Origin of the sequence: Variovorax ginsengisoli (assembly GCF_030486595.1) — a bacterium.
In the GTDB taxonomy this organism is placed as follows: Bacteria; Pseudomonadota; Gammaproteobacteria; order Burkholderiales; family Burkholderiaceae_C; genus Variovorax; species Variovorax ginsengisoli_B.
Genome location: NZ_JAUJZH010000013.1, coordinates 122293 through 147003 on the forward strand (window position 1 = coordinate 122293; position 24711 = coordinate 147003).

The 24711-nt window shown below is 69.0% G+C and carries 22 protein-coding genes; 13 read left to right on the top strand and 9 right to left on the bottom strand.

Annotated features, from left to right (window positions below; all coding sequences use genetic code 11):
• The 6 genes from QZH52_RS18820 to QZH52_RS18845 all read right to left on the bottom strand — a co-directional run bounded on the left by QZH52_RS18820 (nucleotide 1) and on the right by QZH52_RS18845 (nucleotide 7058).
• On the bottom strand, nucleotides 1-1377 hold the full coding sequence (locus tag QZH52_RS18820; protein ID WP_301811909.1) for an FAD-binding oxidoreductase: 1377 nt from the start codon (nucleotides 1375-1377) through the stop codon (nucleotides 1-3).
• A 120-nt stretch (nucleotides 1378-1497) separates the two neighbouring features.
• Nucleotides 1498-1791, bottom strand: coding sequence for a DUF4242 domain-containing protein (locus QZH52_RS18825; protein WP_301811912.1), 294 nt, complete (start codon nucleotides 1789-1791; stop codon nucleotides 1498-1500).
• Nucleotides 1792-1889: 98 nt separating this feature from the next.
• The gene (locus tag QZH52_RS18830; protein ID WP_301811914.1) at nucleotides 1890-2282 is read right to left on the bottom strand and encodes a hypothetical protein; all 393 of its coding nucleotides are present in this window, start codon (nucleotides 2280-2282) and stop codon (nucleotides 1890-1892) included.
• 52 nt (nucleotides 2283-2334) lie between these two features.
• Entirely contained in the window at nucleotides 2335-4629 is a 2295-nt protein-coding gene (locus tag QZH52_RS18835) for a LamG domain-containing protein (protein WP_301811915.1), read from the bottom strand.
• Nucleotides 4630-4648: 19 nt separating this feature from the next.
• Nucleotides 4649-5626: a tripartite tricarboxylate transporter substrate-binding protein gene (locus QZH52_RS18840; RefSeq protein ID WP_301811917.1), complete on the bottom strand. Its 978-nt coding sequence runs from the start codon at nucleotides 5624-5626 to the stop codon at nucleotides 4649-4651.
• 34 nt (nucleotides 5627-5660) lie between these two features.
• On the bottom strand, nucleotides 5661-7058 hold the full coding sequence (locus tag QZH52_RS18845; protein ID WP_301811919.1) for an aminotransferase family protein: 1398 nt from the start codon (nucleotides 7056-7058) through the stop codon (nucleotides 5661-5663).
• Between the two features lie 71 nt (nucleotides 7059-7129).
• Between QZH52_RS18845 and QZH52_RS18850 the strand changes: the two genes are divergently transcribed.
• Complete coding sequence (locus tag QZH52_RS18850) at nucleotides 7130-8047, top strand: LysR family transcriptional regulator (protein ID WP_301811921.1); 918 nt, start codon at nucleotides 7130-7132, stop codon at nucleotides 8045-8047.
• Between the two features lie 6 nt (nucleotides 8048-8053).
• Here QZH52_RS18850 and QZH52_RS18855 read toward each other — a convergent pair whose 3' ends face one another.
• A complete protein-coding gene (locus QZH52_RS18855) occupies nucleotides 8054-8473 on the bottom strand; it encodes a hypothetical protein (RefSeq protein ID WP_301811923.1) in 420 nt (139 codons plus the stop codon).
• Between the two features lie 222 nt (nucleotides 8474-8695).
• Here QZH52_RS18855 and QZH52_RS18860 point away from each other — a divergent pair, with 222 nt between their 5' ends.
• Nucleotides 8696-9517, top strand: a complete 822-nt coding sequence (locus QZH52_RS18860; RefSeq protein ID WP_301811925.1) for a TorF family putative porin — start codon at nucleotides 8696-8698, stop codon at nucleotides 9515-9517.
• 160 nt (nucleotides 9518-9677) lie between these two features.
• Nucleotides 9678-10166 (top strand): ferritin-like domain-containing protein, encoded by a 489-nt coding sequence (locus QZH52_RS18865; protein ID WP_301811927.1) that lies wholly within the window; start codon nucleotides 9678-9680, stop codon nucleotides 10164-10166.
• A 142-nt stretch (nucleotides 10167-10308) separates the two neighbouring features.
• Here the strand turns inward: QZH52_RS18865 and QZH52_RS18870 are convergent, their stop codons facing one another.
• A complete protein-coding gene (locus QZH52_RS18870; RefSeq protein ID WP_301811929.1) occupies nucleotides 10309-11040 on the bottom strand; it encodes a hypothetical protein in 732 nt (243 codons plus the stop codon).
• 257 nt (nucleotides 11041-11297) lie between these two features.
• On the opposite strand from QZH52_RS18870, the gene QZH52_RS18875 reads away from it, so the two are divergent.
• The 10 genes from QZH52_RS18875 (at nucleotide 11298) to QZH52_RS18920 (ending at nucleotide 19610) form a co-directional block, all read left to right on the top strand.
• The gene (locus tag QZH52_RS18875; RefSeq protein WP_301811930.1) at nucleotides 11298-11603 is read left to right on the top strand and encodes a BufA1 family periplasmic bufferin-type metallophore; all 306 of its coding nucleotides are present in this window, start codon (nucleotides 11298-11300) and stop codon (nucleotides 11601-11603) included.
• A gap of 28 nt (nucleotides 11604-11631) precedes the next feature.
• Nucleotides 11632-12108: a DoxX family protein gene (locus QZH52_RS18880; RefSeq protein WP_301811932.1), complete on the top strand. Its 477-nt coding sequence runs from the start codon at nucleotides 11632-11634 to the stop codon at nucleotides 12106-12108.
• 57 nt (nucleotides 12109-12165) lie between these two features.
• Nucleotides 12166-12948: a 3-hydroxybutyrate dehydrogenase gene (locus QZH52_RS18885; RefSeq protein ID WP_301811933.1), complete on the top strand. Its 783-nt coding sequence runs from the start codon at nucleotides 12166-12168 to the stop codon at nucleotides 12946-12948.
• A 16-nt stretch (nucleotides 12949-12964) separates the two neighbouring features.
• Nucleotides 12965-14101 carry a patatin-like phospholipase family protein gene (locus QZH52_RS18890; protein WP_301811935.1) on the top strand — a complete coding sequence of 379 codons (1137 nt, stop codon included), beginning with the start codon at nucleotides 12965-12967 and terminating at the stop codon, nucleotides 14099-14101.
• Nucleotides 14102-14128: 27 nt separating this feature from the next.
• Nucleotides 14129-15091 carry a YeeE/YedE thiosulfate transporter family protein gene (locus tag QZH52_RS18895; protein ID WP_301811938.1) on the top strand — a complete coding sequence of 321 codons (963 nt, stop codon included), beginning with the start codon at nucleotides 14129-14131 and terminating at the stop codon, nucleotides 15089-15091.
• Nucleotides 15092-15178: 87 nt separating this feature from the next.
• Nucleotides 15179-16036: an MNIO family bufferin maturase gene (gene bufB, locus QZH52_RS18900; RefSeq protein WP_301811940.1), complete on the top strand. Its 858-nt coding sequence runs from the start codon at nucleotides 15179-15181 to the stop codon at nucleotides 16034-16036.
• The gene (locus QZH52_RS18905; protein WP_301811943.1) at nucleotides 16020-16793 is read left to right on the top strand and encodes an HvfC/BufC N-terminal domain-containing protein; all 774 of its coding nucleotides are present in this window, start codon (nucleotides 16020-16022) and stop codon (nucleotides 16791-16793) included. Before bufB ends, QZH52_RS18905 begins: the two co-directional genes overlap by 17 nt.
• On the top strand, nucleotides 16790-17506 hold the full coding sequence (locus QZH52_RS18910; protein ID WP_301811946.1) for a response regulator transcription factor: 717 nt from the start codon (nucleotides 16790-16792) through the stop codon (nucleotides 17504-17506). The genes QZH52_RS18905 and QZH52_RS18910 overlap by 4 nt, the downstream gene beginning before the upstream one ends.
• A 14-nt stretch (nucleotides 17507-17520) precedes the next feature.
• Entirely contained in the window at nucleotides 17521-18510 is a 990-nt protein-coding gene (locus tag QZH52_RS18915) for a sensor histidine kinase (RefSeq protein ID WP_301811949.1), read from the top strand.
• Complete coding sequence (locus QZH52_RS18920; RefSeq protein WP_301811952.1) at nucleotides 18507-19610, top strand: PAS domain-containing protein; 1104 nt, start codon at nucleotides 18507-18509, stop codon at nucleotides 19608-19610. Before QZH52_RS18915 ends, QZH52_RS18920 begins: the two co-directional genes overlap by 4 nt.
• On the opposite strand, the gene QZH52_RS18925 is transcribed toward QZH52_RS18920, so the two are convergent.
• Nucleotides 19553-24628: an AAA family ATPase gene (locus QZH52_RS18925; protein ID WP_301811956.1), complete on the bottom strand. Its 5076-nt coding sequence runs from the start codon at nucleotides 24626-24628 to the stop codon at nucleotides 19553-19555. The genes QZH52_RS18920 and QZH52_RS18925 overlap by 58 nt on opposite strands.
• Nucleotides 24629-24711 lie beyond the last annotated feature (83 nt).

A 24711-nucleotide genomic window follows, 5' to 3' on the forward strand; every position in this document is an offset into this window, starting at 1 on the left:
CTACTCGGGGCGGATGTTCTGGTTGACCCGGAACAGGTTCTTCGGGTCGTACCGGCGCTTGGCGGCCACCAGCCGCGGGTAGTTGTCGCGGTACGAGGCGCGGATCCGCTCGTCGCCTTCGTCCATCATCATGTTGACGTAGGCGCCGCCTGCCGAATGCGGATGCAGGGCGTTCCAGTAGTCCTTGGTCCAGGCCGTGATGCGGGCGGCATCCTTCGGGTCCGGGCTCACCCCGACGATGACCTCGGCCCAGTTCGCATCGCGGTAGGCGAACGGCGTGTCGGAGGCCTTCGGCCGATGCGCCGCACCGTCGATCGGATAGAGGTGCATGGTCGACTGCGGGGTCGGCATCTCGGGGCCGAAGCGCAGGTGCTCGGCGATCGCCGCGTCGCTCAGCTGATTGACGAAGTCGGCCCGCCAATACCATTGGTCGCCGGGCGGGAACAAGGCGTCGAAGGCCCCCTGCAGCGCCGGGAACGGCATCGGCTGGACGCCATGCATCAGCGGCGGCCCGAATTCGGCGACCGGCTTGAAGACGGCATCGGCCTCCGCCAGCTCGCCCGTGTAGCACCAGACGACGCCGCACACCTTCCGGCCTTGCAGCGCGGCCGGGAAGGGATCGACCGGCGGCACGGTCAGGTAGGCGAAGAAGCCGTTCAGGGTCTCCGGCGCCGCGAGGATGAAATCGCGGTACCAGCGCATCACGTCGCCGGCCTGCTCCAGCGCCCAGAAGGTCGGCCCGGCGACCACCGTGTCGATCGGGTGCAGCCGGAACAGGAAGGAGGTCACGACGCCGAAGTTGCCGCCGCCGCCGCGCAGCGCCCAATAGAGCTCGGGATGCTGCTCGGCACTGGCGGTGACCAGCGTGCCGTCGGCCAGCACCACGTCGGCTTCGAGCAGGTTGTCGACCGACAGGCCGCAGCGGCGCGTCAGGTGGCCGAGGCCGCCGCCGAGCGTCAGGCCGCCCACGCCGGTGGTGCCGATGATGCCGCAGGGCGTGGCCATGCCGAAGGCGTGCGTGGCGTGATCCACATCGGCCCAGGTGCAGCCGCCCTCGACCCGCACGGTGCGGGCCGCGGGATCGACGCGGATGCCGTTCAGCCCCGACAGGTCGATCACCAGCCCGTCGTCGCAGGTGCCCAGGCCGCCCCCGTTGTGGCCACCCCCGCGCACCGCCAGCAGCAGCGACTGCTCGCGGGCGAAGTCGACGCTGTGCATCACGTCGGCGACGTCGCGGCAATGGACGATCAGGCGCGGACGGCGATCGATCATCGCGTTGTAGACGCGGCGCGAGGCATCGTAGTCGGCGTCTCCGGGCTGCACGATGCGCCCGCGCAGCGAGGCGGAAAACTGGGTCAGTTGCTCTTGGTTCAGCATGTCGGATCTCCGGTGGGTGGCACGTCCGGAAGAACGTGAACCACGGCCCCGGTTGTAGGCTCCGCCGGGCCGGACGCAAATAGTCAGACCTGACCATCGGCCAGCGGCCGGGATTGACTATCAGCCGGTGGCGCCTGCCGATGCCTGCGCCCGCAGCCCGCCGATGGCCGCGCCGTAGGCCTGCGAGACCTCGACGATCACGTCGGCCGGCACGTTGGCCCGCCGCGCGGCCTCGCGGATCGCCTCGGGATCCTTGGCTTCGTAGAGGCAGTAGGTCTTGCGCTTGTCGGCGCTCAGGAACGAGAACAGCCAGTTGACGCCGACGTCGCCATTGATCCTCGTGATGGCGATCACGCCATCACTGTCGATTTCGAGCTGCTCGGCGAAATTGCGTTCGATGATGAAGAGCGGCATGTGAATCCTCGGACGGGTCGAAGCGCGCCATGGCGGCCATGGCGCCAAGCCGCATCAGTATGCGCCTAGGTCGAATGCCCCGCCAGCCGCCCCATGGTTCAACGAGGCAGGAGTTCGATCACCTGCCAGGCCCCCTTGGGCTGGCCCTTGCTTCTGCAGAACAGGTAGCTGCCGGCGTTTTGCAGGCTGCGGTGGCGGTTCTCGATGCGCGCCGTCCGGCAATTCGCCCTGTCCTGCGGGTCCTTGCCCGGTGTGACGCTGCCGCCGCTGGTGCCGCGGGGGTTCTCCCACGTGACCGCCACCCCGTCCGGGCCGCTGTCGAGCGCCCGCTGGACCGTCTGCGTCATGAGGTCGACATCGGCGCTGCTGAATCGGGTGATCGGCGTGTCGCGCATCGCGTTGAACAGGTTCAACGGCCTCGCCTGCGCCGAAGCCACGGCCAGTACCGCGACGGTTACCGCAAGCAATCGGCCCCTGTGGCGCACGCCCATAGTCGAATCCTCCGGTCCGGTGAATGGAAAGAAACCGGCTGGATTCTATCGATCAGCCTTCGCCGGGCCGCACGCCGAAATCATGCAGGACGTTGTGCAGGAGCCTGCCGAAAGCCGGGTCGCTGCCGACGACCCAGGCCGAACCCACCGCGCCGGCATGGAACACCCGTCCGCCCTGCGGTCGCTCCCAGTAGATCATCTCGGCCGACAGGCCGCCGAGCGACTCGGTGAGGTTCGAGAAGTAGTCGAGGTAGGCATCGAGGGCGCCGGGCCGCTCCCGGATGCCCTGCGCGATCACGGTCATCCCGCCCGGCGGTTCGGGCAGCGACGCGCCGGCCGGAATCCTGTGCGTCATGCGCGCGAGCGTGGCAACGCTCAGGTCCCATTCATGGCCGATGGCGCGCGGGAGTGCGCCGCCGGCCCCGTGGCCGAAGGTGTCGCCCTTCGCCAGCCCCAGCGGCTGCGGCCCCTTGAACAGGAAATGGTCGGGCGCATGCACGTGGTAGACGCCGAAGTCGCCCGCGTCGGCAAAGGCCCAGCCCGCGGTCTCGAGCCCGATGACCTCCGCCGCAGGACGGCCCGATGACTTGAGCCGCCCGCCGCGGGCCCAGTCCTGGCTGTGGTACTGCTCCCCGAACGGGCCGGCCGGCGGGCCGACCGAGGGCACCGACTCGTCATGGTCCGGGCCATTGACCTTGCGCTGCTCCATGACCGTGATGTCCTCGTCGTAGCTCACGCGCAGGTACATGCTGTTGCCCGAGAGCACGATCGCATTGCCGCCGCGGCGCAGGTAGTCGTCGAGGCCGTCCACCGCCGGCAGCGACCAGTATTCGCTGTGGCCGTTGACGATCACGGTCCGGTGCCGCGACAGCATCGCCGGGTCGCGATGCAGGTCGATGTCGCTGGCAATGTCCCAGTCGTAGCCCTGCTGCTCCAGCCACACGTGCAGCTTGCGCTCCAGCCGGGTCCACTGGCTGAAGCCGCTGTCCGCGGGGTCGTACAGCGCATTCGGGCTCGCATTGGGCCAGGGCATGCGCAGGCCGACCTGATAGCAGGGCTGGCCGGCCCGGTGGAAGGTATAGCTGTTGTACGCGGGCGCCTCCGGATGGCAGTTCTCCAGGCCGGCCGAGCGCCTCGGCCACACCGGGTCGTCGACCACGTTCTTCGCGAACGGGGTGGCGGCATAGGCGATCCAGCTGTTCACGGCACACAGCACCAGCACCGGCGCCGGCGCCGCGTGCCGTGCCCGCTTCACGATGAACGTGATGTCGTAGTCGGCCTCGCGGCCGTCGAGTTCGAAACGCAGCCGGCCGACGTAGATGCCGGGGCGGGCGTCGGGCGGCACGGTCCAGCGCTGGGTGGCGTCCCAGCGGCAGTCGTACAGGTCGTCGCCCGCGAAGCGCAGGCCATGGCCGCGCGTCGGATCGGCCAGCGGGTCGTAGCCGTCGTTCGCGTGTTCCGGCACCTTCGAGGCTTCGAAGGCCGGCCCGACGATCATCCAGGTGGCATGGTTGACGATGCGGCCGGTGCGCTGGTGGCCGCTGCAGTCGGCCACGCGGTCGCCGCGCTCTTCGCGCAATGGCCAGCATGCCAGCACCATGCGTCCGGTCGCGGCCTGCAGCCCGCGCAGCGCCATGCGCGCGCGGACTTCGTCCGCCGACAGCGCGACAGCGTGGATCACGGGCATCGCGAGGTCGGCTTCGAGAAACACGCTCGCCTGCCCTTCGATGCCGCTGGCACCGAGCCGCAATGGCGCCGGACCCGGACGCAACTCGGCGGCAGCGGGCCAGCCGCCGACCTCGCGGCCGTCGATCCACAGGCGCGCGGTCCGGCCGTCCCAGGTCGCCGCCACGTGCTGCCAGCGCCGCGCCGCCAACCGGCCATGGGCCTGCTGCGCCTCGGCGCGAAACACATCGCCGTCGCCCAGGTACAGGCCCAGCGCGCCGCCCGGCTCGATGAACAGGCCGAAGCCGCAGCGCGCCGGATGATCGAACTGGCTGATCAGCGTCTGCCGGGTCTCGACGGTCCAGGGCTTGACCCAGCATTCGATGCTCAGGCCGCGCAGCGGGATGTCGGCGGCGAGCCCCTTGGCCACATGCACGTAGGAGCCCGGGTGGATGGCCTGCACGCGCGCCGGTGCCGGCTCGAAACGGTGCACTGCCAAGTCGTCGCTGCGCCGTTCGACGTCGTGCCCAAGCCGGCAGATGCTCATCCGGTACGGTCGGTCGCTGCTGACGTAGAAATTCAGCGACTCGCCCGCATGCAGGCTCTTGCAGTCCGCATAGCCGTGCACGCCCGGCAGGTGCAGCGGTCGATGGGCGGGGATCGGCGTGGCGTCGGTGGGCATGTCAATCCTGCAGCGCCGCCTATTCGGAAGTGAAGCCCGAAGCCTTGATCACCGGGCCCCAGCGCTGCAGGTCATCGGCGATCAGGCCGGCAAGCTCCTCGGGCGTGCTCGGGCTCGGCTCGCTGCTGAGCTTGATCAGGCGCTCCTGCACGTCCTTGTGGCCCAGCACCTTGTTGAGCGCCGCATGCAGCTGCTCCACCGTCGCCTTCGACGTGCCGGCCGGAACGAACAGACCGGTCCATTCGAGGTTGTCGAAGTGGGGCTGCCCCAGTTCCTTGAGCGTCGGCACGTCGGGCAGCAACTGGGCGCGCCTGGCACCGTTGACCGCCAGCACCTTGAGCTTGCCGCTCTGCTGGTAGGCCACCAGGTCGGCGATGGGCGTGATGCCGGCGGCGACCTGGTTGCCGAGCAGGTCCTGCACCAGCGGTGCGGCACCGCGGTAGGGCGCCGCAACCAGCGCAACCTTGGCGTCGGCACCCAGCCGGTAACCCATGAACTGCGCCACGCTGCCCGGCGCCGGCACGCCATAGGTGGCCTTGCCGGGGTCCTTGCGCGCGATGTCGAGCCACTGGCGGACGTTGGCGGCGGGCAGGTCGGCGGGCACCGCGATGCCCTCGTAGAAGCTGGCGATGCGGCCCACCGCCTTGAAGTCCTTCAGCGGGTCGTAGCGCACCGACTTCGAGGTCAGTGGCAGCATCACCATCATGTGCATGTTGGCGAGCAGCACCGTGAGCCCGTCCGGTGCGGCGGCGCGCACGTAGTCGGCCGCGATCTGGCCGCCGGCGCCGGTGCGGTTGTCCACCACCACGGCCACGCCGAGCTCGGCCGCGAGCTTGTCGGCCAGCGTGCGCGCCTGCACGTCGGCCGAGCCGCCGGCCGGATAGCCGACGATCAGCTTCAGCGGCCCCTTCTGGGTCGGGACCTGGGCCGGCGCGGCCGCGGCGATGCAGAGCGAGGCGCTGGCGAGCGCGATCTTCAGGAGTGCGGGCAGTTTCATCGGGAACCTTTGGGCGGGGAGTGGGAAATGACGTTCAGGCCGGTTGGCGGACGGCGATCTCGTCGGCGAGGTCGCGCAGCGCAGCCTCGAGCATGTCGGCCAGCAGGTCGACCTCGGCCTCGCTGATGGTCAGCGGCGGCGTCACCAGTTGCATGTCGCCGTAGGCGCCGAGGTTGGCGCGGCGGTTGTACAGCGCGATGCCGCGCCGCAGCCCGTGCTCGGTGAGCCGCGCCGGCGCGTTGAAGCCTGCCGGCAGCTGTCGCTTGCTTTCATTGTCGGCGACGATCTCGATCGCCGTGAGCAGTCCCTTGCCGCGCACGTCGCCGACGATCGGTGAGCGCTCGGCCAGCGCCCGCAGCCGCCCCATGAGTTGCTCGCCGCGAATCCGCGCCTGGGCCACCAGGTCCTGGCGCACCACCTCGTCGAGCACCGCATCGGCCACCGCGCACGAAAGCGGATTGGTGAAGTAGGTGTGGCCGTGCACGAAGCCGCCGGCGCCGGCGACCGCATCGACGATGCGGTTCGGCACCAGCATCGCCCCGAGCGGCGTGTAGCCCGCCGCCAGGCCCTTGGCGAGCGTGACGATGTCGGGCCGCGCATCGGCGAAGTGATGCGCGGCCAGGAAGGCGCCGGTCCGACCGGCGCCGCTCATGATCTCGTCGTAGATCAGCAGCACGCCGTGGCGGTCGCAGATCTCGCGCACCCGTCGATAGTAGGCCGCTGGCGACACCACCGCGCCGCTCGACAGTCCGCCGACCGGCTCGAGGATGAAGGCCAGCACGCTGTCGGGGCCTTCGCGCACGATCGTCTCCTCGAGCGCATCGGCGCAGGCCATCGCGTGGGTGTCGGCCGTATGGCCTTCGGGCAGCCGGTAGCTCAGGGGCGCCGGCACCTTCGGCATCTCGCGCACCATCGGCCCGTAGAGGCCGAGTGTGTGGGCGTCGCCGGTGACCGCCAGCGCACCCAGCGTCGCGCCGTGGTAGCTGGGCTCGCGGGAGATCACCTTGAAGCGCCGGGCCTGCCCGCCGACGACCGCGTACTGGCGCGCCAGCTTCAACGCCGATTCGTTCGCCTCCGACCCGCCCGAAACGAAGAACGCGCGGTCGAAGCCCTCGCCCGCCAAGGTGCAGACCTTGTCCGACAGCGCGATGCTGTGCTCGCTCTCGAAAAAGCGCGGATAGGCGAAGGTCACGCGACCGGCCTGTTCCGCCATGGCCGCCAGCACGCGCGGATTCCCATGGCCGATGTTGGCGACCACGGCGCCGGCAGTGGCGTCCAGGTAGCGCCTGCCATCGGAATCCCACAGGAAGATGCCCTCTCCGCGGGCGATGCGCGGCGGCCGCGGCGTGCCCCGCGGCGCGTAGAAGCCAAGGACGGAGCCGCCCTTCGGCGTATCGCCGACGCGGCGTTCGATCGGATTCGTTGTGCTCATGCTGCGACGATACGGAGCCCGTCGGACTTCGAGAAGACGCATGGAGTGATGAAGTGCTATACGTATGGCGTATGAAGCACACCCATGACCGGCTCGACCTGCTCGACACCTTCATCAAGATCGGCGAAAGCGGATCCCTCAGCAAGGCGGCGCGCCTGCTCGGCACCTCACAGCCGACGGTCAGTCGCCGCCTGCTCGAACTCGAGCGCATGCTGGGCTGCAAGCTGGCCCTGCGAACCACGGCCAGTTTCTCGCTCACCGACGAGGGCCGTTCGTTGCTGGCCGAGGCGCGCGATCTCGGCGACCGCTGGTCGAGTCTGTCGCATCGGCTGTCGGGCGGCCAGAGCCGGCCCGAGGGCATGCTGCGCGTGATCGGTCCCTCGGGCTACGGCAACGGTTTCCTGACCGACGCCGTGACCGACCTGCGCGCGGCGCACCCCGCGCTGCGGGTCGAGCTGACCCTGACCGACCGGGTGATCGACCTGGTGGCCTCGGGCGCCGAGTGCTGGATCTGCGTCGGCGAGGTTCGCGACCCCGACCTGGTGAGTCGCAAGCTGGGCGCGATGGAACGCATCCTGCTCGCCACCCCGGAGTTGCTGAAGCGGCTCGGGCCGGTCACGATCGCGCGGCTGCCATCACTGCCCTGCGTCGGGCTGGTGCCGTATGTGCAGGGCAATGTGCGGCTGCTCGACCGCTCGGGTCGCCCGCGCATGGTCGCCCTCGACACGCCCATCAAGACCGACAGCCTGCTGTCGAGCTACCGGGCGATCCTGAACGGCGCCGGCATCGGTGCCGCCGCGCCCTGGATGTGCCAGGACGACCTGAAGGCCGGCCGGGTGCAGCGCGTGCTGCCGCACTGGTGGCTGGAACCGATCGGGATCCACGTCGCGCTGCCGCCGGGCCTCTACCGGCCCGCCAGGGTGACGGCCTTCATCGATGCGCTCAAGGGGCGGATGCACTCGCTGCCGGGCTTCCGACCGGCAACCTGAAACGCCTCAGCCGACGCGCTTGATCGTCACCTTCACCGAGCCGTGGTTGTTGAGGTAGGCGAACCAGGCGTCGTTCGCGAACAGGCACAGCTCGGGATCGGCGTCGCCGCTCTGCCCGGTGTAGGTCCAGGCGGCATGCATGCCGATCGGGAACATGCAGGCGTCGGAGCGCCCGACGGCCCCGATCAGCTGGAACCAGCGGCCCTCCTTGCAGCGCAGCGCCCAATGCGCCATCGACTGGATCAGGCTGGGCTCGATCCGGCCGTCGGCGCTGGACGCCTGGTGCCAGTCGACCCATCGGCTGTCGTCGGCGGCGATCTCGTAGGTCTCGCCGGGCGCCAGCAGCACGCCGGTCGGGTTGTAGTAGCTGGCGCTCGCGATCGCGAGCGGCCCGGATGAGTCCCCGACCGCTAGATGTCTGGCCATGACTGCCCTCCTTTTACGGGTCCCTGCGCTGAAGAGGCGTCTGCAATTTCCTCTTCCCCCGACGTATTTGTACTCCTTCTTTCGAGGCGGCGCCGCCGGTTCGTCGTGTTTGAGACACCCGGATTTTCCCGATGGATTCCTTACACGGAGTGCCTCGTTCTTTACGCGGTGTTTACGCACGCGACCGTAGGCTCGACGCTTCTTCATTTCGCTCTTCGATCCATGCACCACGTGATAGCCAGAACCCTCTCGATCGCCGCCCTGACGACCCTGCCGATGCTCGCGAGCGCCCAGCTCGCGGGCAACCTCGCGCTGACGACCAACTACAAGTTCCGTGGCCAGGACCAGGACATGCTCGGCAAGGACGACTTCGCCAACAACAGCTACTTCAAGCCGGCGATCCAGGGCGGCCTCGACTACGCCTTCGGCGACAGCGGCTTCTATATCGGCAACTGGAACTCCAGCGTCAACTGGCTCAAGGGCAACTCCATCGAGATGGACTTCTACGGTGGCTACAAATTCAAGGGCGGCCCGATCGACTGGGACGTCGGTGTGCTGACCTATGTCTACCCCGGCAACACCGCCGGCAACACCACCGAGATCTACGGCGCCGGCACCTGGGCCAACGAGTCCTTCGGCGCCTTCACGGCCAAGTACTCCTGGACCGTGTCCAAGGACTACTTCAACTACGCCGGCAACCAGGGCGGCTCGGGCCTGGACGGCACCCACACCGGCTACCTGAACCTCGCCTACACCAAGGAGATCATTCCCAAGGTGACGCTGAAGGCGGCCGTCGGCTACACCTTCTTCAGCAGCGACATCCGGAGCCTTGGCTACAAGGACTACGTCGACTTCAACGTCGGCGCCGCCTACGACTTCGGCAGCGGGCTGTCGCTCGGCGGCTACGTCCAGGGCGGCAACGAGCAGAGCGCCTTCAATGCGGTCGTCAGCCCGGGCATCCCGTCGCCGATCGGTCCGATCGGCCAGACCAACTACTCGCCCAACGCGACCCGCTTCATCCTGGTCCTGACCAAGACGCTGTAGGGGAAGGCTCTACACGCGGCGTGCCCCGCGGCTGACGGCCCGGGCCCGGCATCGCGGCGATGGTGAGCCCATGTCTCGGGGAGGTCTCCTCGAGTTCTCAACCGGCCTTCTCCGCCTGAAGGCTCTTGAAAGGACTGACACCATGGCACTCGACAATGAATTGCTCGACCGCCGCGATTCCCGCGGCGAACCCCTGGCCCACGAGGAGGTCGTCGATGTCCTCAACGATCTCCTGGAAAACACGCGGGATGGCGGCTACGGATTCCTGGCCTGCGCCGAGGAGGTCGAATCCCCGGCCGCGAAACAACTGTTCGCAAGCCGCGCCGAGGGTTGCCGCCAAGCCGAGGCTGAATTGCTGCAAATGATCGCGGCCTACGGCGGCAAGCCGGCCGATGGCGGCACCGCCGCGGGTGCCTTGCACCGCGGCTGGGTCCACGTGAAGGGATCGCTCGGCGCCAACAGCGAGTTGTCGATCCTCGAGTCCTGCGAACGCGGCGAAGATACGGCCATCGCGCGCTATCGCAAGGCGCTGAAGCAGAACCTGCCGCCCGACGTGCGCAGTCTGGTCGAACGCCAGGCGGCGGGCGCGCAGCGCAACCACGACCAGATTCGGGACCTGCGGAACGCAGCGCGCGCTGCCAAGAACTGACCGGCGCGGTCCCGCGGGCGACTTTGGCTGCGGGATTCGGCGTCCTAGAATCGCCGACCCCCAGCCAGGGCCCGCCCGATGACCGAAGCCTTCACCCAAGCACCCACCCTTTGCGGGCCGCTGCCGGATGCATCAGCGCGCACTACCAGAACATGGTGGTCGAAGGCGAGGAAGTACGGGCCTTCGTCGACCGCGATGCGTTGCAGCCGCGCTTCGTGCGCCCGCGGCGGCAGCGCGCTCGCGCGCAGCGTTGATCGGAGGCTCGTGATAGTCGTAGCCGACGAAGGTGGAAGCCGGGTGGCCTCGGCCAGAACGATCGTCGATGCGCCGAAGCCGCAGCCGACGTCGGCCACGCGGGCACCTGCGTGCAGCCGCTCATGCCGTCCAGGGTCGCAATCCAGCTCGGCGCCAGGTTCGCGTTGTAGCCGGCCCTGAAGAGGCGCTCCGTGCCTGAGAACAGGCTCGGGTGATGCTCGTGCCAGGCGAGGCCGGTGCCATCGCGAAAGGCCCTCTGTACCTTGTCGATGTCGAGGAACATCGACATCAGGCATTCGAACCCACCGCCCATGAAGGCAGGACTGCTGTCGTCCGCTAGCACCAGTGCGGCCTCGGGCGACAGCGCGTAGGTCTGCGCCTCGGGGGCATAGTCGACGAAGCTGCTTGCCGCCTGCGCGCTGAGCCACTCCTGCGCGTAGCGCAAGCGCAGGTGCGTGCGTTCGCTGAACTCGTCCATCGTCATCGGCCCGGCGCCGGCCATCGCCTTGTACAAACCCAGGCGGTCTCCGAGGATGACCAGCGGCGCGCTGGCGAGCGCGCCGAACTCCGTGACCATCCTGCCCATCAGGGCATCCAGCTTGCCTTCATCGATCTGCAATGACTTCACTCCTCAGGGTTGCGTCGTGCCGCATGACCGATCGCGCGGGTGACGGGTTGGACTCGTTGGATAGTTCGGGCCGTGGTGTCCCGCGTTACGCGACATGACTGGGCTTCCGGGATGTGACGAAATCGTGAACTTTCATTGATGACCTCGTGAGGCCATGCGGCCAGACTTGAGTCCGGAGTAATCCTCGATGCAACGCAGCAACGAGCCACTCCGCCAGCCATTCAACTCAACGCCCAAAGGAGTTTCAAATGAACGCAAGTCATCAACTGGTTCAGGGTGCCATCGCCGGCCTGCTCGCACTGGGCCTCGGCGCGGCCAGCACCGGCGCCTTCGCGCAAAAGGTCGAGACCGAAAAATGCGCCGGCATCGTCAAGGCCGGCAGCAACGACTGCGGCACGAGCAAGAGTTCGTGCGCCGGTACTTCGACGTCAGACCGCGACCCCGAAGCCTGGATCTACGTCGCGAAGGGCACCTGCGCGCGCATCGCGGGCGGCACCGTGACCAACAAGCCCGAGAACGTGCACGGTGGCGCCGCCGCCGTGAAGAAGGGCTGAGGAGACCATCGTGCACTACGCAGGCTCCATGACTGCCACGCACGCGACCCGCACCGGCCTGCACTTGCGCATCATCGCGCGGGTGCGCGCCGTCGGCCGCTGCCTCCAGGCGTTCGCTCCGGCGGTCGACCTCGGCGTACGACTCTTCGTCGCCAGCGTGTTCTTCAGGTCGGGGCTGACAAAGATCGCCACCTGGAGCTCCACGTTGTCGCTGTTCGAGAACGAGTACGCGGTGCCTCTGCTGCCGCCGGAGTTCGCAGCCTACCTCGGCACCGGCGTCGAGTTGCTCTTCCCGGTCCTGCTGGTGATCGGCCTGGGCACGCGCTTCTCGGCCTTCGTGCTCTTCGTGTTCAACATCATCGCCGTGGTCTCCTATCCCGATCTCGGCGCAGTGGGACTGCGTGATCACCAGACCTGGGGCCTGCTGCTGCTGGTCACGCTGCTGCACGGACCGGGCAAGCTTTCGCTCGACCACCTGGTCGCAAGGCGCTTTCCCGTGCCATGAACCCGGGAGCGCATCGAAGCGCTCTCGACATCCCAGTTCCATCCCCAGGAGCCTTCCATGCTCAAGCACAAATCCGCCATCGTCACCGGCTCGACCAGCGGCATCGGCCTCGGCATCGCCCGCGCACTGGCCCGCGATGGCGCCGACATCATGCTCAATGGCTTCGGCGAGCCGCAGGAGATCGAATTCACGCGCGCCGAGCTCGAGCGCCAGTTCGGCATCGAGGTGCGCTACTCGAGCGCAGACATGAGCCAGCCAGACCAGGTGCGGCAGATGGTCGCGCTGGCCGAGGACAAGTTCGGCAAAGTGGACATCGTGGTCAACAACGCCGGCATCCAGCATGTCGCACCGATCGAGGCGTTCGCCGACGAGAAATGGGACGCGGTGCTGGCAATCAACCTCTCTTCGGCCTTCCACGTCATCAAGGCCGTCGCGCCCGGCATGAAGGCGCGCCGCTTCGGCCGCATCATCAACGTCGCCTCGGCGCACGGGCTGACCGCGTCGCCGTTCAAGTCGGCCTACGTGGCTGCCAAGCATGGGCTGATCGGCCTGTCGAAGGCCGTCGCGGTCGAACTCGCCGAGTTCGGGGTCACCTCCAACACCATCTGTCCCGGCTACGTGAAGACGCCGCTGGTCGACAGGCAGATCGCCGACCAGGCCAAGGCCCACGGCATCTCGCCCGATGAGGTGGTGCGCAACGTCATGCTGTCCCACCAGGCGCGCAAGGAGTTCATCCGGGTCGAGGAACTGGCGGCGCTGGCCGTGTTCCTGGCTTCCGACGCGGCCGCCTCGATGACCGGCACTGCGCTGGCCATGGACGGCGGCTGGACATTGCATTGAGTGCAGGGGGTCGACCATGGCGAATTCAGGCAAGCCGCGAGGCCCGGCCGGCAACGGGCGCGGCAACGGCGATCTCCCGGGCCAGGTCGTTCTGGTGCTGCAGGGTGGCGGCGCGCTCGGCGCCTACCAGGTCGGCGTCTACGAGGCGCTGCACGAAGCCGGCATCGAGCCCGACTGGGTCATCGGCACCTCGATCGGGGCGATCAATGCCTCGTTGATCGCCGGCAACCGGCCCGAACACCGGCTCGAGCGCGTGAACGCGTTCTGGAATCTGATGCAGGCGTCGACGTTCGCATTCGGTGTTCCGGACTGGATGGGCCTGGGCAACATGATGTCGAACATGGCGACCGTGCTGCGCGGCATCCCGGACTTCTTCACGCCCAACCTGCATGCACTGCGCGGATCCGCCGCGCAGCTCGGGGCGGAGGCGGCTTCCTACTACAGTACGGCGCCGCTGCGCGGGACGCTGCAGTCGCTGGTCGATTTCGAGTACCTGTGCCAGTGTCGCACCCGTCTGACCGTCGGTGCGGTGAACGCCTGCAGCGGCGAAATGCGCTATTTCGACACCCGCAAGGAAGTGCTCGGCGTCGATCACGTGATGGCCTCGGGCGCCCTGCCCCCGGCCTTCCCTGCCGTGCGCATCGACGGCCAGCCCTACTGGGACGGGGGCATCTACTCCAATACGCCCATCGAGGCCGTGCTGGACGACAAGCCGCGGCGCGACTCGGTGATCTTCGCTGTCAACGTATGGCACCAGACTGCGCCCGAACCCGACTCGATCTGGCAGGTGATGGCGCGCCACAAGGACATCCAGTTCGCCAGCCGCGCCGACAGCCACATCGCGCGGCAGAAGCAGATCCACCGGCTGCGCCATGTGATTCGCGAACTGCACAAGCAGATACCGGCATCGAAGCAAGCCGACCCGAGGGTGATGGAGCTGGCTTCCTGGGGCTGCGGCACGACGATGCACGTGGCGCATCTGGTCGCGCCGCGCGTCGACGGAGAGGACCACACCAAGGACATCGATTTCACGCCCGCGGGCATCCGCGCGCGCCGCCAGGCGGGCTATGCCGACACCTGGCACATGATCAGGCGCGCGCCCTGGAAGGAGGCCGCGACCGATCCTATCGAAGGTGTGATCGAGCACCGCTGATTCTCGGGAAGCCACCGGGGTGCAACGATGACCATCGCGCTCGCCAGTCTCGCGTTCGCGATCGCCGCCTGCTGCGCCGTCGTGATGGGCTTCGCCATCCAGCGCGGCGCCACCTGCACGGTCGCCGCCATGGAGGAGATCGTGCACGAGCGCAGTTGGCTGCGCCTGCTGGGCCTCGCCGAGGCTTCGCTGTGGGTGGCCGGGGGCCTGCTCGTGGCGCAGGCGCTCCACCTGCTGCCGGCCATGCCCCCGGGCTACCCGCTGAACCGCTGGACGGTGCTGGGCGGCGCGCTCCTCGGTCTTGGCGCCTTCGTCAACCGGGCCTGCGTATTCGGCGCCATCGCGCGCTTCGGGTCGGGCGAGTGGGCCTATCTGTTCACGCCGCTGGGCTTCTACCTGGGCTGCCTGAGCGTCGGGCCGCTTTTCGCGGCTGGCGCGCACACCCAGCTGTCGGAGGGCTCGCCGGTGCTGCGTGCGCCGGCATGGGTGGCGTGGCCGATCCTGCTCCTCATGGCCTGGCGCCTGGTCCGTCAGTTGCGGGGCGGGCCGGGCTTGCGCGACGCGCTGACCACGCGCATCTGGTCGCCGCATGCGGCCACCACGGTGATCGGCATCGCCTTCCTCCTCATGCTGTTGCTGGTCGGCGCGTGGGCCTATACCGACGTGCTGGCCGAACTGGCGCGCGGCATGGCCACCCGCCTCTCGGCGCGCTGCCTGCTGCTGCTGGCCCTGCTGTGCGGCGCTGTGTGGGGCGGCTGGACGGCCGGGCGCTTTCGCAGCACGCCCGTCTCGGCGCCGCAGCTGCTGCGTTGCCTCGCCGGCGGCGTCCTCATGGGCTGGGGCAGCCTGCTGATCCCGGGCGGCAACGATGGGCTGATCCTGGTGGGGATGCCGCTGCTCTGGCCCTATGCCTGGGTGGCATTCCTCGCGATGTGCACCTCGATCGGGGCGGCCCTGGTGGCCCGAATGGCGTGGGGTCGGCCGCACTGACGACTGACGGACAAAGATCACATTTCGATCACGGGTGCGGCGGCGCAGCGGCGCAATCCTAGAATCCCCATGACCCAGGAGGCAGCGATGGAAAAGTCCTCGGAATCGTTGACAGCATGCGCCGGCATCGGCCTGCGCTCCGAGCATTGCGCGGCGTTCATCGCATCGCGTCCACCGGTCGGGTTCATCGAGGTCCACAGCGAAAACTACTTCGGCCGCGGCGGCAAGCCGCTGCATTTCCTCCGGCTCGCCCGCCAGAGCCATGCGCTGAGCCTGCATGGCGTGGGACTGTCGATCGGCTCGGTCGATCCCCTGAGCCAGCCCTACCTGGCGCGGCTGGGCGAGCTGATCGAGATGCTCGAGCCGGCGCTGGTGTCCGACCACCTGTGCTGGAGTTCGGTGGGCGGCATTCACGCCAACGACCTGCTGCCCCTGCCCTTCACCGAGGAGGCGCTGTCGCACGTCGTCGCCCGTGTGCAGCAGGTGCAGGAACGCCTGCGCCGACGCATCCTGCTCGAGAACGTGTCGAGCTACCTAGCCTACGTGCAGTCGACGATGCCCGAGTGGGAGTTCCTCGCCGAAGTCGCGCGCCGCAGCGGCTGCGGCATCCTGCTGGACGTCAACAACATCTTCGTCAGCGCCCACAACCACGGCTTCGAGGCGATGCACTACCTGCGGGCCATCCCTCGCCAGGCCGTGGAGGAAATCCACTTGGCCGGCTTCACGCGCACGCCTCTGGGCGACGGCGCCGAGATCCTGATCGATACGCACAGCGCGCCGGTGGCCGACGCGGTATGGACGCTCTATGCGGCCGCGCTGGAGCGCTTCGGGCCGGTGCCGACCCTGGTCGAATGGGACGCCGACCTGCCGGCCTTGTCGGTGCTGGTGGCGCAGGCCGCAAAGGCCGAATCGCTGATGGAGCTGCGCGATGGGTGCGCTGCCTGAGGTCCAGGCCCGCGTCATGGACGCGCTGCTGCACGATGGCGCGGCCGCGACAGCGCTGATTCGGCCCACGGCGTCGCTGTCCGCGCGGCAGCGCCTGCAGGTCTATCGCCACAACATGTTCGAGAGCCTCACGGCCGCGCTGGGCGCCGTCTATCCGGTGGTGGCGCGCCTCGTCGGCGACGGCTTCTTCAGGCAGGCGGCGAAGGCCTTCATCGTCGCGCATCCCTCGCGCTCGGGCAATCTGCAGGACTTCGGCGGCGCGTTCGCCGGCTTCCTCCGCGCCTGGCCCGTCGCCGCCGGCCTGCCCTACCTCCCGGATGTCGCCACGCTCGAATGGGCCCTGCACCACGCCTACCACGAGGTCGAGCTGCCCGCCCTCACGCTGGAACGGCTGGCGCAGGTGCCGGCGGCCGAGCAGGCCGGGCTGCGCCTTCGCCTGCAGCCCAGCGCGCGCTTCGTCGGCTCGCGCTACCCGCTCCTGAGAATCTGGCAGGCGAACCAGCCGGAGGCCCTCGACGACGAATCGACCATCTCGCTCGATGAAGGCGGCGTGGACCTGCTCGTCGTCCAGTGTGCGCTGGAGATCGAGTTCAGGCACCTGGGCCCCGCCGAGGGCCGGTGGCTTCGTGCCCTCGCCGGCCAGGCCGGCCTGGCGGAAGCGACCGGGCGCGCGATGGATGCCGATCCGGCCTTCGATCTCATGGCGGCGCTGGCGCGCCATCTGGGACTTGGACTTTTCACGTGGGTGTCGACATGAGCCGCCGCGTACTCGTGATCGAGGACGACCCCGACATCGGCCGCCTCGTGATGCTCCAGCTGGCCGAGCTCGACTGCGAAGGCCGCCTGATCACGGACGGCGTGGCCGGCCTGGCCGAATGCGAGGCCGGCAACTACGACCTCCTGATCCTCGACCTGATGCTGCCACGCATGGATGGACTGCAGATCTGCCGGCGCCTGCGAACGCAAACGCGCTACACGCCGATCCTGATGCTCACCGCCAAATCGTCAGAGCTCGACCGCGTGCTGGGCCTGGAGCTCGGCGCCGACGACTACCTGACCAAACCCTTCAGCATGCTCGAACTCGCCGCGCGCGTGAAGGCGGTCTTCCGGCGCGCGGACCATCAGCAGGCGGCCCAGGCCGCGCAGAGCGCCAGCGAGGCGCGACTGATCGAAGCGGGGGGCCTGCGCCTCGACCTGCATCGCCACGAGGCGATGCTGGACGGCAAACCCGTTGACCTGACCGCCAAGGAATTCGACCTGCTGGTGTACTTCGCGCGCAGTCCCGGTCGCGTCCACACGCGGGCGCAGCTGCTCGACCAGGTCTGGGGCTACAGCCACAGCGGCTACGAGCACACCGTCAACTCGCACATCAACCGGCTGCGCAACAAGATCGAGCGCGATCCCGGCAACCCCGACTACATCCAGACGGTATGGGGCGTGGGCTACAAGTTCGGCGAGCCGCGGCCCTGAAGATCGGACCCGCCGTGGACCTCGTCGACATGGCCCTCATCGCCCTCGTCTCAGGCGCGGTCGCCGCCCTGTACGTCTCATGGCGGGCTGCGCGGCGACTGAAGCGCCTGGCCGACACCGTCGACGCCTTCGCGCGTGGCGGCTGCACCGATCGCCTGCGCGTCGCGGGCGCCGATGCCCAGGGGGACGCGATCGATCGCCTTGCCGCGCACCTGGAACGCATGTCCGCCCGCATCGGCGAGCAGTTCGCCGAGATCGAGCGCGGGGTCGATCGGCGTCGCGAACTCCTCGCCAACGTCTCGCACGACCTGCGCACCCCCTTGACCTCGATGCAAGGCTACCTCGAACTGCTGCTGCTGCGGCACGGCAGCCTGCCGCCCGCCGAGGAGCGCAACTACCTCGAGACGGCGGTGCGCCATAGCGAGCGCCTGGGGCGGCTGGTGAACGACCTGTTCGAGCTGACCCAGCTAGAGGCCGCCGAAGCGCTGCCGCAGCCGGAGGCGTTCTCGCTCGCCGAGCTGGCCCAGGATGTGGCGCAGAAGTTCGCCCTGGACGCCCGAAGCCGCCACGTGCAGTTGCGCGCCGCGGACAACGCAGGCAGCGGCACGGTCCGCGCGGAGGCCGACATCGGCATGGTCGAGCGGGTCCTGGAAAACCTGCTCGACAACGCCCTGCGCCACACGCCCGACGGCGGCAGCGTGACGATCGAGTTCAGCGCCGATGCCCGCCGCGCCCGGATCGCCGTGCGTGATACCGGCTGCGGTATCGCACCCGCCGAGCTGTCCCGCATCTTCGAGCGCTATGAACGCGCGAGCCGCTCCGCGCCCGGCATCCAGGGCGGCCTGGGACTGGCCATTGCGCAGCGCATCGTGCGCCTGCATGGCGGCGAGCTGTCGGCCACCAGCGTCGCGGGCGCCGGCAGTTGCTTCGCCTTCGACCTCCCGCTGGCGGCGGCAGGGCCGGCCGCATCGCCGGCCCGCCGCATCGAGAGGATGTCCTCATGACCCCGCAGCACCCGATGGCGTTCGTGCTCCTGTTCGCCCTGGTGGCGGCCTTGCTCGCGGGGCTGGCCTGGTCGACCTCCCTGCGGGCGCGCCGACAGCGCGCGGCATCGGAAGAGCGGCTGGCGCAGCTCGAACGGCGGCTGGCCGAGCAGCGCGCCGCGGCGAGCCGGGCGGAAGCCTCGCGTGCCGCTGCCGAGGCCGAACTGCGCGCCAGCGAGGAGCGCTGTGCCGCGGCGCTGCGCGGCAGCCAGGACGGCATGTGGGACTGGGACATCGGCTCGGGCTGCGTCGAGCTCTCCCCGCGCTGGAAGAGCATGCTGGGATTCGAGGCCCATGAACTCGCCGACGACCTGGCAGGCTGGCGATCGCGCGTGCACCCTGACGACCGGCCCGCGTTCGAGCGATCGCTGGCCCAGGCGACCGCTGCGCATGCGGCGCCGGACGATGCGCGCTTCGAACACGAGATGCGCATGCTGCACAAGGACGGCAGCGTGCGGTGGGTGCTGTCGCGCGGCGTCGCCCTGCGGCGCGCCGGTGCGCCGCCCTACCGCATGGTGGGACAGGATACCGACGTGACGCCGATCCGGCGCGTCCTCGACGTGCTCCAGGCCGTGGCCGACGGGACGGCGGGGGCGGTCGGCGAAGCTTTCTTTCCGGCGATGGTGCGCCACTTCGCGCGCGCGCTCGGGCTCGATTGCGTCTTCGTCGCCGAATGCGCGGACCAGCCCGCGACGCGGGTGCGCACGCTGGCGTACTGGGCGGAGGGCAGCCTGCGCGACAACTTCGAATTCGCCCTGGCCGGCACGCCCTGCGAAGCCGTCGTCCAGGGCGGAAGCGCGTGTTTCCACCGCAGCGGCCTGGCGCGGATGTTTCCGCGCGAAGTCGGTTGGGAGGCCTATCTCGGGATGCCGATCGTTGCCAGCGACGGCCGCACCCTCGGCCACCTGGCGTTCTTCCATCGCACGCCGCTGGGCGACGAAATGCTGGTCGATTCGGTCTATCGGATCTTCCTTGCCCGCGCGGCCGCCGAGCTCGAACGGATTCAGGCGCTGGCCCGACGCCCGACAGGCGCATCGCCAGCCGGCGCACCGGCCGCCTGAGGCGCCGGGGACTTCGCCGCCGGCAGGTCGAACGAGAAGCAGCTGCCCACCCCCTCGCGGCTCTCCACGGCGATCTGGCAGCCGTGCAGCTCGACGATGCGCCTGGCGATCGCGAGACCCAGTCCGGCGCCGCCCGGCAGAGGGTTGCACGCCTTGCCGCCACGGTAGAAGCGATCGAAGACAAGCGGCAGCTCGGACGGCGGAATGCCGCTGCCGGTGTCGGTGACGCTGGCGATGACGCGCTCGCCCTCCGTCCTCAGCCTGACGCTCACCGAGCCGCCGCTGGACGTGTGCTTCAACGCGTTGCCGATCAGGTTGTCGAGGACACGCTCGACGAGACCCAGGTCGGCGTCGACCGCCGGCAGCGCGTGTGCCGGCTCGATCCGCAGCGTCACCGCCTTGCGGTCGGCCGCGAGCTGGAACTTCTGCACCACGTCGACCGCCAGTTCGGGCAGATGGAAAGCCTCGCGATCGAGCCGGAGGCCCTTGAAGTCGAGCTTGGCGAGCTCGAACAGCTCGTCGATCAGGGTTGCGAGGTACTCGCTCTGGCGCAGCGCGATCTCGAGGTAGCTCTGCCGGGTTGCGGGGGGCAATCGATCGCCCTTCAGCACCAGCATCTCCAGGTAGCCGCGCAGCGAAACCAGCGGCGAGCGCAGGTCGTGCGAGACGTTGGCGATCAGTTCGCTGCGCAGGTACACATTTTCGGCCTCGAGCTCTTCCTTGAGCCGCCCGACCTGCGCCAGCGCCTCGCCGAGCTGCTGGCGCGCCTCGCGGTGCTCGTGCACTTCGCGCTTCAGCCCCTCGAACAGCCGCGCGTTCTCGAGCGCGATGGCGGCCTGGGTCGCGAGCACGCGGACCACCCGCATGCGCTCCGCGGTGAAGGCGCCCGCCAGCACGCTGTTCTCCAGGTAGAGCACGGCAACCAGCCGTCCCTGCTTCTGCACCGCCACGCACATGACCGATCGGGGCATGTGGCGCAGCATGTACGGATCGCTGCCAAAGCGATCGTCCATGGCGGCGTTGGCCAGCACGACGCTTTGCGCGGTGCGCCGCACGTAGTTGACGATGCTCGCAGGCAGGTTGCGAGATGCGGCCAGCGGCGTTCCGGGTGCCATCGTCCACGCCGGCGCCTGCTGCGGCTCGGCGGCATAGACCAGCGCCTCGCCCTCGCGTTCGAGCACCAGGCAGCCGCGCTCGGCGCCCGCGTTCTCGATGGCGATGCGCATGAGGCGCGCGAGCAGCCGGTCCAGCTCGACCTCGCCGGCGATGGCTTGCGCGGCTTTCAACACGCTGTCCAGGTCCAGGTCGTCGACCTCTGGCGAACCCGGCATCGGTGCTGCGGAGGTCGGCGTCGGCGCCGGCAACTCGCGCGGGGCCTTGACGGCATCGCTCAGCAGCTCGGGGTACCTGCAATCGAGCTGCCCGACCTTGGCCGCGGCGCCCCAGCGCGCGTAGCCGGCGCGCGCCTGTGCCATGAACAGGCCCGCCAGCGCCGCATCGCCGCGCGCGAGGCGGAATCTTGCATGGAGTTCGTTGGCCAGCGCGAGTTGTTGAAGCATCCCGGGCCGCCCGGCGGAGTACTCGATCGCTTGCTCATAGTGCGTGATCGCTTCATGTTCACGGCCTTCGATCCGGTCGAGTTCGGCGGCGAGGAGCAGCGCGGGGCAGTGAAAGTTCTCCGCGCAATGCATGGCCAGACCGTCGAACGATGCGCGCGCCTGGGCGATCCGCGCCACGGCCGCCGGGCGCGCCTCTTCGCCCGCATCGGCGAGGCCCGCGGCCAACGCCAGCGCGCTCCAGAACTCGTAGACCAGGGGCCAGACCGTGCCGGCCATGTGGTGCACCGTCGCCCCCGCCACGCGCGCGGCCGCCAGTGCCTGCGCAGGGGTCCCGAGCATGCAGCAGACATGCAGTTTCGCCACGGCATGGACAGTCGCGAAGAAGGGGCTGTCGCGGTACGTGCACAGGTAGGCGTCTTCGTCGATCGCGGCGTCCGACAGGGACAACGGCCCCAGGGTCAGGCCCTGCAGCGCGCGGGCCCAGTTCAGGATCAGCTTCGTCGAATCGGCAAAACCCTGGTTCTTGAGCCTCTGGATCAGCGCAACGCTCGGTGAATACTCCCGCACGAACTCGGCCAGGTCCTGCGTGGCAAGGATGGCCGACCAGAGTTCGGTGCCGGCGCCATAGGCGGCATAGAGGAAGTCGCCGCTCTCGAGTCCGCTGCGGCAGGCTTCGCGGGCGTAGGGAATGCAGCTCGCCCAGGGCTGGCACCAGAAGTTCACGTGGGCGTGGAACTGCTGGTAGATCTTGGCGCGTCGCCGCGAATCCTCGAAGCGATGGTTCACGGCGAGCGCCAGCTTGCCGAAAGCATCGGCGCCCCGATAGTCGCCCCGCACCGGGCCGACCGTGATGGCATGCGTCACGTAGCCGTAGGCGGAGTCCTCGACGTTGCCGTGCACCAGCGACAGCCGGACCATCGTCGCCGAGATCAGCCGCGCCAGGGTCGGGTCGCCGAGAATGTAGGCCGAGGCCCAGATGTCGGTCAGCATCCGCATGACGATGAGGATCTTCGGGTCGTCCATCGCCGGCAGGTCGACCAGCGTGGCGATGTCCCGATCGCCCAGCAACGACGCGATGAGATCCATCTCGCGGGCCAGCGCGCGCTCCTTGTCGGCGGCGGCCTCGGGCAGCGAGACGTCGAACAGCGCGAGGCCGGCGCGCGTGTTCGCCAGCGCGTCGGCATAGCGTGCGGTGTGCTCGTACTGCACACTTCGCAAGCGATGGACACGCGCCCTGTCGATGTCGGTCGCGGCGCGGCGCAGAAGCAGTTCGAACTGCTGGTGCGCTGCCTCGAAGCGCGCGCACAGGTACAAGCTTTCGGCCGCTTCCAGGTGCAGGGCGAAGCAGAGCGCGTAGTCGGACGACCAGTGCGCCTCGGCAAGCAGCGCGATCCCGGCCTGGAAGAAATCCAGCGCCGCCTCGTGCGCGGTCGACTGTTTGGCCTTGCGACCGGCGTTCAGGTCGAGGCGTGCCACGGCGAGCCTTTCGTCTGCGCCGCCGATCAGGTCGCTTCCGCGGTTGAGGTGATGGACGATGTCGAACAGGCCCTGCTCGAGCTGGTGCGGCGTGGCACGCGACAGCAGCAGGCGGCCGATGCGCAGGTGCAGCATCGGCTTGCGCTCATCGGAAATCATTGCGTAGGCCGCCTGCTGGACCCGGTCGTGCAGGAAGGCGTGTGCCGGCTCCGCATCGCCGTCCCGGCGCGCCGCCGGGACGATCAGGCCCTCGGCCTCCGCCTCGGCGAGATCCTCGGCCACCTCCAGCGGTGGCTGCTCGCTGATGATCGCCAGCGTGCGCTGGTCGAAGCTGTTGCCGATGCAGGCGGCCAGCGTCAGGGCGTATTGGGATCGGTGAGACAGGCGCTGGATGTTGTGCTTCATCAGGTCGACCACGTCATCGGCCAGCGGCGCGCGTGCGATCGCCTCGATCCGGCAGGTCCATCGGCCGAGCGCCTCGTCGAAGCGGATATGACCGTCGCGCACCAGCAGCCTGAGGAACTGGACGACGAAGAAGGGATTGCCGCCGGTCTTCTCGAGCACCAGTCGCGCGAGCGGCTGCGCGTCGGCGGGTTCCCAGTCCAGCGTATCGCGGACCAGCGAACTGAGATCGGCCAGCCGGAGCGGACCCAGTTCCACGCGCTGAAAAGCAATGTCAGCGGCTGCCAGACCGTCGAGCGCCCGCGTCAGGCGATGAGGATCGTCGAGCTCGTAGTCGCGGCAGGCGCCGACCAGCAGCAGGCCGCGGATGTCGGCGCTCGCGAGCATCGGCTCGAGCAGGCTCAACGTGGCGGCGTCGGCCCACTGCAAGTCGTCCAGGAACACCACCAGCGGATGCGCGGGCTGCGCGACCGCCGCGACGAAGTTCTGGAACACGCGCTGGAAGCGGTTGAGCGTCTCGGCCGCGCCGAGCGGCACGGGCGTCGGCTGCTCGCCGATGATGAACTCGATCTCCGGGATGACTTCAACAAGCACGCTGCCATTGGCGCCCAATGCACGCAGCAGCTTGCCACGCCATTCGTCGAGGCGGCTCTCGCTCTCCGTGAGCATTTGCCGCACCAGGTCCCGAAGGGCCTGGACCAGCGCGCTGAACGGGACACTGCGGGCCACCTGGTCGAACTTGCCCGAGACGAAATAGCCTTGCTGGCGGACGAGGGGTTTGTAGAACTCGTGGATCAGGGCCGTCTTGCCGATCCCGGGATACCCGGACACGAGCAGCATCGGGGCCCGGCCGCGCCCGTCGCCTGCGCGCTCGAAGGCGGCCCGCAGCACGGCGACTTCATCCTCGCGCCCGTACAGCCTGGGCAGGTCCGGCAACCGCTCCCGGATGTCGCGCCGCCCCAGCGCGAACGCGTCGATGCGCCCGCGTGCGCTCCACTCGCGTTGGCAGAGCATCAGATCGTCGATCAGCGCAGCGGCGCTCTGGTAGCGCTCCTCGGGGGACTTCGCCAGCAGCTTCATCACGATCTGAGACACGGGGAGCGGGACATGGGCGTCGATGTCGATCGGCGCAGGCGGCCTGCGCGCGATGTGCGCATGGATCAGCTCCAGTGCGTCCTCCGAGCGGAACGGCGGCGCACCGACGAGCAATTCGTAGAGCACGACGCCCAGCGCGTACAGGTCGCTGCGATGGTCCGGAACGCGATCCATGCGTCCGGTCTGCTCCGGCGAGGCATACACGAGGCGCGCCACGTTCATCGAAGCCGCCGATGCAGGCGCACCATGGCTCATGTCGCCCAAGTCGATCAGCCATGCGCGATCGGCGGCGGGATCGCAATGCACCGCTTCGGGGCGCACGCCGTTGTGGACCCTGCCGCCGCGATGCAGCGCTGCCAGCGCCGCCGCGAGCTGGATGCCGAGCGCGAGCACCCGGCCCACGGGCAGCGGGCCCGCCGCCGCCAGCATGGACAGCGGCTCGCCTTGGGCAGCAGGCAGGTCGGACGATGCGTCTTCGGCGTTCATGGCTCTTCGGAAGGCGTGCTGGCCGCACTGTGCGCCCGTTTGGCAGACGATGGCAAGCCCGTGACCAAAGCGTGAAGTTTCAT